We start from the raw sequence: 4533 nt of genomic DNA, 5'->3' as shown, positions 1-4533 counted from the left end.
GCATCTTCTGCCTGCTCGGCGACTGGATGGAACACTTCACGTATGGAAGGATGAAGGACGGGGAACTGGAACTGCTGAGCTGGAAGCGCTAGTCCCTTCGTATCGGTACCTATGAAGAAATGATCAGTTCGGGTCTTATTACACCAGCCCTTATCTGCGTCATTCCATTAAGGTAAGCTGAAGCGCCCTCCAAGGACATAAAGAACTCCCAATTCTCCTCCTTCATCGATTTTTCGCCAAAACCATCAAGGAGTAATAAGACTATTCCTCTGTCTACTTTGCCCGTCACTCCGGAATAGACTTCTTCTCCGAATAGCTCTTCTATATCCGCTACATTTGATTCCGAAAGAACAATGCCTCTTGCCCCTTTTTCTTTGATCAGTTTGAGTTCTTCTCCTGGAATTCTTTTCTTGCTGATTATGATTTTTCCTTCCAGAGAATCTTCTATTTTCTCAACACACTTAACCTCGCCAAATGCTTCCTTGCCGAATCCAATTATTCCCTGGATCCTGTACCCTCTTGTTTTTATTATCACTCCTTTTTCAGAGATAACCTTTTCTACTTCTCCCGGCAATCCAGCTTTCAGTTCTATTTTCTCATGGGGTCTCTGTAAGACTACTTCTCCAGTCTCTGTATCCATACTCTTTATTTCTCCATAAATTGGGCTTATAGATTGTTTCAGTCTAAATCCTGCTGTCAAAGGGAGTTCCGCAATTGCACCACCTTTTTCAACTGCCTCACCCACTTTTTTCTTCATGTACCGAGGAATTTCATTCCCTTGTATTCCCAATTCTTCTGCTACATTCACTTTCCTGGGTTCGAGATCCATTTCTCTTTCTCTGATTATGATATGCCCAGAAGTAGAAGAAATGCGTTCTACTGTTCCTTCAACGGGTGAACTCCTTTTAGCTGTTTCAGCCAGAAAGATCCTTTTCTTGGCAAGAATTTCACCTTCCTCTACATCATCTCCCTCTTCTTTTAGAACGTAATCATTGATTTGTGCGGGAGTAATTTGCAGAGAGTCTGCTATCTCCACAAAGAAGAGGCGCCTCAAGTTGTAGACTCCTCTCACAACTATTGTATCTGGCTCAACCTTGTCCCCTTCCTCAACTAACACTTTTCCAGGAAAATGTATTGTCCTTTCTTTCCTTATTGTTGTAAGTTCACTCATTTATTGGTCTCCCTCTGCCGTCTATGATCACATCTCCATGTAATTCCCTTGTTATGGCTCTACCTTTTCCAGCACCTAAATCTCCTTTTTTCCCAGGGGTTATTCTATATTCACCATCTAATTGTGTCTTCACCATATCCCCTTTTTTCACTTTAACCACTCCTTCTATATTGACAACTTCCTCTCCTTGTCCCATTTTACCCACAGGTGCGACACATATACCAAGTGGTGCGTAAGAGAATTTCTCAAAAAGCTCCCATGCAAGCTCTGGCTCAACTGTATTAAGCACTCCAAGATGAGGGAGCAGAAATTTACTATCCACTCCGATATTGGTAACCCCTGCGGGTTCAAACGCGTCAATAATCACGGAAAGCGCACTCTCTCTGGGAGTATAAGCGAGAGTTCCTCCGCTGCCTAAGATCAGATCAATTTTGCCAGGCTCCCAGTCTATCTTCCCCACTTTGGCAATCCTGTATGGAAGGGGCACTTTAGCTTTTAAGTGTTTACCAAAAACATCGATCAGATATTTCGCCCTTTTTGCTTCCACAAAATCTATATGATATTTAAAGGCTAACCTTATAGCCTCTCTTGCAATAGCACTTTCAACAGAAACCTGAAGATCTGTCGTGGGTAAGGATGTGGGGTAGAGCACCTTGTTCATCACCATGTTTTTGAGGGTCTCTATACTTATGTCCTCAGCAATCCATCGTTTCACCTTATCAGCACCTGCTTTGCAGAAGACATTTCCCATTGAATAGCTCATTCCAAGATTAGCAGATACAGTTCTGTTTTCGACCCCATCAATAACTGAGAATATGTCAGTTGTAGCACCACCCATATCTACTGCTAAGATATTCAGCTTCCACCTTTTGGCCATTTCATTTACCATTAGTTGAGCAGCAGATGGTGTCGGAACTATTGGGGCATCTACAAACTCCGTGAGCTTTCCGTACCCAGGTGCTCTTGACATCACGTGTTCCATAAAGAGTTCGTGTATCTTATTACGAGCAGGGATAGGATTTTCTTCATCAATTTTAGGTCTCACATTTTCAGTATGATACACGGTAGTGACGTTTTTGAGGGTGTTTTCTACATGTTCACGAGCATACACATTTCCGGCATATACAAGTGGTATCTTTTCTGTATATTTTCCTTGGGGCTCAGCAGTAGATATGATTTCTGCCATCCTGGCCACAGCTGTGATAGCTCCTCCGTCTTCTCCTCCCGCAAGCAGGATCATATCAGGTCTTATGCTCTTGATTATCTCAATCCTGTCATAAGAAGACCTGCCGTCGTCCACAGCAAGTATGTCCATAATGATTGCGCCACTTGAAAGGGCAGTTCTTTCAGCGCTCCATGCTGTAATGCGTCTTACCAGACCTCCCACGAGCATCTGCAGTCCGCCACCAGCGCTTGATGTGGCAAGGAGCAAATCCACCTTGCCAAAGAGCTTTCTTTTTATTCTATTTTCGATACCTTCCACAGCTTTTCTAACGCCTATCATGACGTCTTCATTGGGCTTTTCAACAGTAGTCTCCGCGTATTGAGTCTCGATTCTGTCTCCATCAATAAAATGCGCCTTTGTACTGGTGCTTCCAACATCTATCAGGAGAAGTGATTTTGGCATCAAAAGCCTCTTACGACTTCAAAGAGTGAATTCTCTAACCACAGATTATCACAGATTACCACGAGATTCAGATGTGAGACGTAAGATTGCTATCAGTTTTCGGCCCCGGACTCCTGGGCGAATGCGCAAAACAAGTATCGTCATTGCGAGCGATAGCGAAGCAATCTGGCACAAGCAGATCCTTCGGCTCCGTTCTTCGGACTTCGCTCAGGACGAAATATCTCCCATCCCGCCTACGGCGGGCTGGACCTATTTCGTTTTCGGGTTCTCGAATCTGGTGTAATCTCGTGGTTTCAGGTATTGCGCGTTGTGGGGAGCTACGCCTGCTTCTCTTTGGCCTTGCCTTTCTTTGGAGAAAGTTTTTCTTTCAGGAGCTCTCCAATCCCGCCAATGCTTGCGAGGATGCCTGAGGCTTCATAAGGCAAGAACACCTTGGTCGCTTTGCCATCAGCAATGCTCTCGAGAGCCTCAAGATATTTTATGGCAATCAGGTCATTCGTGGGCCTGCCCTCGTGGATAGCTCCATAGACTGTCTTGATTGCCTCTGCCTCTCCCTTGGCCACGGTCAATTTCTTGTATTTGTTTGCATCGGCAACCTTCTTTATCGCTTCTGCTTCTCCCTCGGCCTTGAGGATTGCCGCCCGCTTGCTTCCTTCAGCCTCAAGAATCATCGCTCGCCTTTCTCGCTCTGCCTTCATCTGCCGGTGCATCGCTTCGGTCACGTCTACGGGAGGGTCTATCCTCATGAGTTCCACTCTGGTGACTTTTGTGCCCCATTTGTCAGTAGCATCATCAAGAATCTGACGCAGTTTGGTATTTATCATCTCACGAGAAGTGAGGGATTCGTCCAGAGCCAAGTCTCCAATGAGGTTCCTCAAGTTCGTCTGCGCGAGCTTTGTGGCGGCTATGTAGAAATCAGCAACATTATACGTAACTTTTACCGGGTCGGTCACCTCATAATAGACAACTGCGTCTACTTCGACGACAACGTTATCTTTTGTGATTACGCCCTGTGGAGGCACGTCAACCACTTGCTCACGCATATCTACCTTCATTAACCTCTCCAGAACAGGCATTATAAGGGTAAGTCCGCTACCCGCCGTGCGTTGATACTTGCCCAACCGTTCTATCAACGCCTTTTCCCAGGGCCTTACGATTTTGATCGCGTTAGCCGCAAAGACTAGTATCACGAATCCGACTATTGAGAATAGCACTACGATTCCCATTTCAGTCTCCTTCCTTGGTCTGGACGACCAGATGGGTGCCATCCAGGCCGACAACTTTCACTCTCTTTCCTACGGGTATGACTTCATCGCTATCACTGTCTGCTCTCCACTTGTCTTTGTCAATTCTGACCTGGCCTGTATTGTTGACATTGTCTACACTTTCCAGCACCACTCCGACCTTGCCGATAAATCTGTCAGCACCAATTCCCGGTGGCTGCTTCCTGGTAAGCCGCTCGGCAAGCCTTCTTGTTGAGGCAAAGAGAACTCCGGATACTACGACGAAACTTCCCCACTGCCAGCCAGCATTGAAGCCGAGGATCCCAAAGGCTCCGGCTACCGCTGCTCCAATGCCAAACCACAGGATGAAGAACCCCATGGTGAATATCTCAGCGATAAAAAAAAGTGCAGCGAAAATCATCCATATCCACCAAATCTGAAATTCCATTGTCTCTGCTCCTTTCTATTTCAGGCAGGAGATCAACGCCCACGAATCAGACTTCTGCGGACTT

General features: G+C 45.9%; 4 protein-coding genes. All 4 read right to left on the bottom strand.

The window, feature by feature from the left end:
• Positions 1–109: 109 nt before the first annotated feature.
• The 4 genes from E3J62_08020 to E3J62_08005 all read right to left on the bottom strand — a co-directional run bounded on the left by E3J62_08020 (position 110) and on the right by E3J62_08005 (position 4469).
• Positions 110–1171 carry a hypothetical protein gene (locus E3J62_08020; GenBank protein TET45247.1) on the bottom strand — a complete coding sequence of 354 codons (1062 nt, stop codon included), beginning with the start codon at positions 1169–1171 and terminating at the stop codon, positions 110–112.
• Positions 1164–2798, bottom strand: coding sequence for a methylaspartate mutase (locus E3J62_08015; GenBank protein TET45246.1), 1635 nt, complete (start codon positions 2796–2798; stop codon positions 1164–1166). The genes E3J62_08020 and E3J62_08015 overlap by 8 nt, the downstream gene beginning before the upstream one ends.
• A 317-nt stretch (positions 2799–3115) precedes the next feature.
• Complete coding sequence (locus E3J62_08010) at positions 3116–4018, bottom strand: SPFH/Band 7/PHB domain protein (GenBank protein ID TET45248.1); 903 nt, start codon at positions 4016–4018, stop codon at positions 3116–3118.
• A gap of 7 nt (positions 4019–4025) precedes the next feature.
• A complete protein-coding gene (locus tag E3J62_08005; GenBank protein TET45245.1) occupies positions 4026–4469 on the bottom strand; it encodes an NfeD family protein in 444 nt (147 codons plus the stop codon).
• Positions 4470–4533: the final 64 nt, after the last annotated feature.

Source organism: candidate division TA06 bacterium (assembly GCA_004376575.1).
GTDB lineage: Bacteria > Hydrothermota > DG-26 > E44-bin18 > E44-bin18 > E44-bin18.
The sequence above is the reverse complement of the archived record's forward strand: the minus strand, read 5'-3'. Positions and strand labels throughout refer to the sequence as shown.